The organism is Streptomyces sp. NRRL S-495 (assembly GCF_000966955.1).
Classification (GTDB): domain Bacteria; phylum Actinomycetota; class Actinomycetes; order Streptomycetales; family Streptomycetaceae; genus Kitasatospora; species Kitasatospora purpeofusca.
This window is the reverse complement of the sequence record NZ_JZWY01000884.1, coordinates 1-3,820: the sequence shown is the minus strand read 5'-3', so window position 1 is coordinate 3,820 and position 3,820 is coordinate 1. Positions and strand designations below refer to the sequence as shown.

The 3,820-nt window shown below is 75.5% G+C and carries 1 protein-coding gene; it reads right to left on the bottom strand.

All coding sequences use genetic code 11. The features are described from left to right. Positions 1-2,625 (bottom strand): class III lanthionine synthetase LanKC (lanKC, locus tag VR45_RS35465; RefSeq protein ID WP_063772606.1); only part of this gene is annotated, 2,625 nt, incomplete at its 3' end. Positions 2,626-3,820: the final 1,195 nt, after the last annotated feature.

Genomic DNA, 3,820 nt, shown 5'->3' with positions numbered 1-3,820 from the left:
CGCGGCCGACGGTGCGGTGGCGGCCGGCGGTGCGGTGACCGTCGACGGTGCGGTGACGGCCGGGCCGGTGAACGGGAGGAACGGGGTGCCGGCGAACGCCGTGCCCAGGGCCAGCAGCACCCCGGCCGATCCGGTCGCGAGGTCGGTGGACAGCCGCAGCAGCTGGTCGCCGGGGAAGGCGAGGCGGCCGCGGTAGGGCACCTGGTGCAGCGCCAGCAGCGCCCGGTGCCGGTCGAGGGACGCACCGCCGGGGCCGTTCCCCGGGCCCTCGTCGGCGCGGTCGCCGGTCAGGGCCAGGTAGCCGATGAGTCCGGCCCGTCCGTTGAAGAGGCCCGCCTGGATCACGAACTCCGGCTCGGCGGCCCTGCGGATCAGCGCCTGCCGTTCGGCCGCGGCGGCGGCGGGCCGATGGCGCAGCAGCGCGTCCAGGACGATCCCGATCCCGGCGCTGCCGGTCTCGATGTAGGGCAGGACGCGGCGCCGGTCGACCACCTGGAGGGTGCCGTCGCTCACCTGGACGCAGCGGGCGAGGTCGAGTTCGAGCAGGGCCTCGGCGCGGTCGAGCAGGGTGCGGTCACCGGTGTGTTCGTACAGCCGGACCAGCGCGAGCGCGGCGCCCGAGGCACCGGCCAGCAGCCCGGCGGCGGCGCCCCCGTGCTTCTCCCAGGCGGTCGCGGCGGCGCCGGCCGCGTTCAGGGCCTCCTCCAACAGCCGCTCCTCGCCCGTGGCGCGGGCGAAGTGCAGCAGGGTGAGCGCGGTCCCGGGCCCGCCCGAGGCCAGGGTCGGCGCGGGCGCCGAATCGCCGTCGGCAGCGTGCCCGTCGAGCCGGTGCAGCAGTTCCAGCGCCCGTTCGCGCTCCCCCAGCAGGTCCAGGACGTACGCGACGCCGTGGCCGCCGTGGTAGAGGCCGGGCGACGTCCGGCGGCCGAGGGCGGCCTCGGCCAGCCACCACACGTGTGCGGGGTCGACCTCGGCCCCGGTGCTGTGCAGGGCGTAGAGCACCCCGGCCGCGCCGTGCGCCAGGCCGAGCCCGCCGTGGGCGAACTGGGCGACGTCGCCCGGGAACAGGCGGTCGGAGCGTTCGGGGGTGGCGGCCGCGGCGATCCCGGCGGCGAGCGAGTCGCGGATCGCCGGCCAGTCGGCGACCGGCGCCTCCAGCAGCGCGCGGGTCCCGGCGCGGCCCTCGGAGAGTTCGGGTCGGGGTGTGCGCCCGTCACCGGGGGTACGGCCGAGCAGACGGCGGATGTCGTCGGTGTAGCCGGGCGGCACCGGGAAGCGGTGCTCGACGGCGTCCGCGAGCTGCCCGGCCTTGTCCGGGTCGAGGGCGGTGAGCTGGACCAGCGGGTAGAACAGCCACAGCCGCAGCGCCGCCAGCGCGTACCGGTCCACGTCCGTCCCGGTGCGGCCGGGCGGGGCGGTGAAGCCGGCGGCGCCCAGCGCGGGGCGCAGGAAGTCGTCGACGGTGCTGGCGAGTTCGAAGTCGATCAGGCACAGCTCACCGTCCGGCCGGATGATCAGGTTGCGCGGGTGGAGGTCGCCGAAGACGACGCCGCGCTCGTGGATCGCCGCCACCGCCCGTTCCACCTGGTCGACGACGGCCAGGGCGTCGCGGGTGTACCCGGCGACGGCCTCCTCGTCGGTGTCGGGGTGGATCAGCGGGTAGCGGACCGTCAGCCACTCGCTCAGGGACTGTCCGGCGATGTACTCCTGGACCAGGAACTCGTGCTCCCAGGCCGTCAGCAGCCCGTGCTCCCGGGGCACTCCGGGGACGCCGGCCAGCCGTACCAGGACGGCGTGCTCGTTGCGCAGCCTGGTCACCGCGTCGACGCCGCGCTGGTCGAGTCCGGCGAACGGCCGGGCCTCCTTGAGCACCACCTGCGGCCCGTCCCGCCCGTCGCGGGCCAGGTAGACGCCGCCGGCGTTGGAGAAGTGCAGGACCCGCTCGACGGTGTACGGGAGTCCGGTGTCCTGCGGTGCCGCGCGTTCCGCGACCGCCTCGGCGATGCACTCCGGCACCGGCGCCCAGGGCGGCACCGAGAACGCGGCCCCGCGCACGTCCGGCACGAGCCGGCCGTCCGGTCCGGCCAGGGCGAGGACGAGCTCCCCGGCGTCGTTGCGGCAGTAGCGCTCGGCGAACCCGCCGTACCTCAGGTACAGCGGCCCGTCCTTCCAGCGCAGGTCGCTCAGGATGTACGCGCCCCGGTGGCCGGCCAGCAGCGGGCCGAGCCCGTCGAGACAGCGTTGCAGCTCGGCGTCGTCGACCGGGTACAGGGTGCAGAACTTCCCGCTGGAACCGCGGGGCGCGTACTTGGAGTTCTGCACCTGGAGGATGGGCAGTCCGCGCAGGAACTTGAAGGTGATCCGCTCCCGCAGACAGAAGGAGTGGACGGTCTCCAGCACCTCCTCCGCGGTCCCGAGGCACGCGGAGACATGGATCTTCCAGCCCTGGTCCGGGATCCGCACACCCGCCGGACGCACCACGGCCCACATCTCCAGGTCCCCGCGCTCCCAGCCCTCGGGCAGCGGCCGGGTCACGGCGGCGAACTCCTCCTGCGCTCCCCAGCGCCGGGGCGAGTCGTAGAAGAGCGGGTCGGCGTAGGCGTAGGCCTCGTAGCGGTTGTCCAACGGAACCCTCCTCGTGGCGGGGCCGGAACGGGCGGGGCGGGTGGTGCGCGGCGGGTGGTGCGCGGCACGCCGCGGGCATGGCGGGACGCACGGAGCGGAGCACGGTGGGACGCGGCCGTCCGACGGCAGCGGTGCGGGGCGCGGCCGGACGGGACCGTGGTGCGGCGTGGCACCCCGGTGGCGACGGGGCGGGGAATGCGGAGGCCGGGCCGGCCCGGAGGAATCGCGATCCGGGTCGTTCGGTTCGTACTGGCCGGGAGCGACCCCGGCGGTCGGAATCCGGTATGGCGATGCGGCCCTCCGAATAGTGGAGCCTCCGAATAGTGGAGCCGCCACGAATTCTCCGCAACAGCGCACGTTCGGACCGGACTCCCGGTGCAGTGCACCCGGCTCGCGCTCGGTCGCATTTCCGGCGGCGGGCGCGCCTCCGCGCGCCACCCGACGCCGTGGGCCACCGTTTCCGGGCGCGCGGCCGTCGCGGGGCGTACGCGAACGCTCCCCCCGCGACGGCCGCGCCCCGCCCGAGGGAGGGCCGTCGACCGGGCTCCGGGCAGCGGCGATGCGGACACGATCGGATCGGCGGCCGAGCGGGCGCCGGCTCCGGGCCCGGCCCAGCGGCTCCCGGCGCACTCCCGGCGGACGGCCCGTGCCCGGCAGCGTCCCGGCAGGCGACCGGGTCGGTCATTTCATCGGACGGAACCGAACACGGTCGAGTAGCTCATATTTCTGTTCTATTTCAGGAGTATTTCGAGGGCCCCTGAACTTTGTTCTTCCTTGACCATCGGACCGGCTCATCGGAATGACTCGTTCGCACAAGTCCGGCCCCGGGCGTACCTTCCGCCCATCGGGCCCCGGTCAACCCTTCCGAAACGAACCGGCCGGCGGTGCGGACCGCGCGTCGTCCGGCGGGCCGGGCTCGTGGATCTGCTGGAGGTCGTCGAGCAGCCCCGCGAGCCACACCGCCACGTCCACCGCGTGCAGCGACACCCGTCCGTCGGTGCCCGGTGCGGGCGCGCCGTCGAGTTCGACCACCAGCGCGGCGCGGGCCCGGGCGACGGCCGGGAGCGCGGCGCCCGCCGGCTCACGGGCGCGCAGGGCCGCCGCCTGGCGGCGGAACGCCGCCGCGACCTCGTCCGCGTGGCGTTGCAGCGCCCGTGCCCCGCCCCGGTGGGGCGCGGCCGTCNCGGGCGGGATA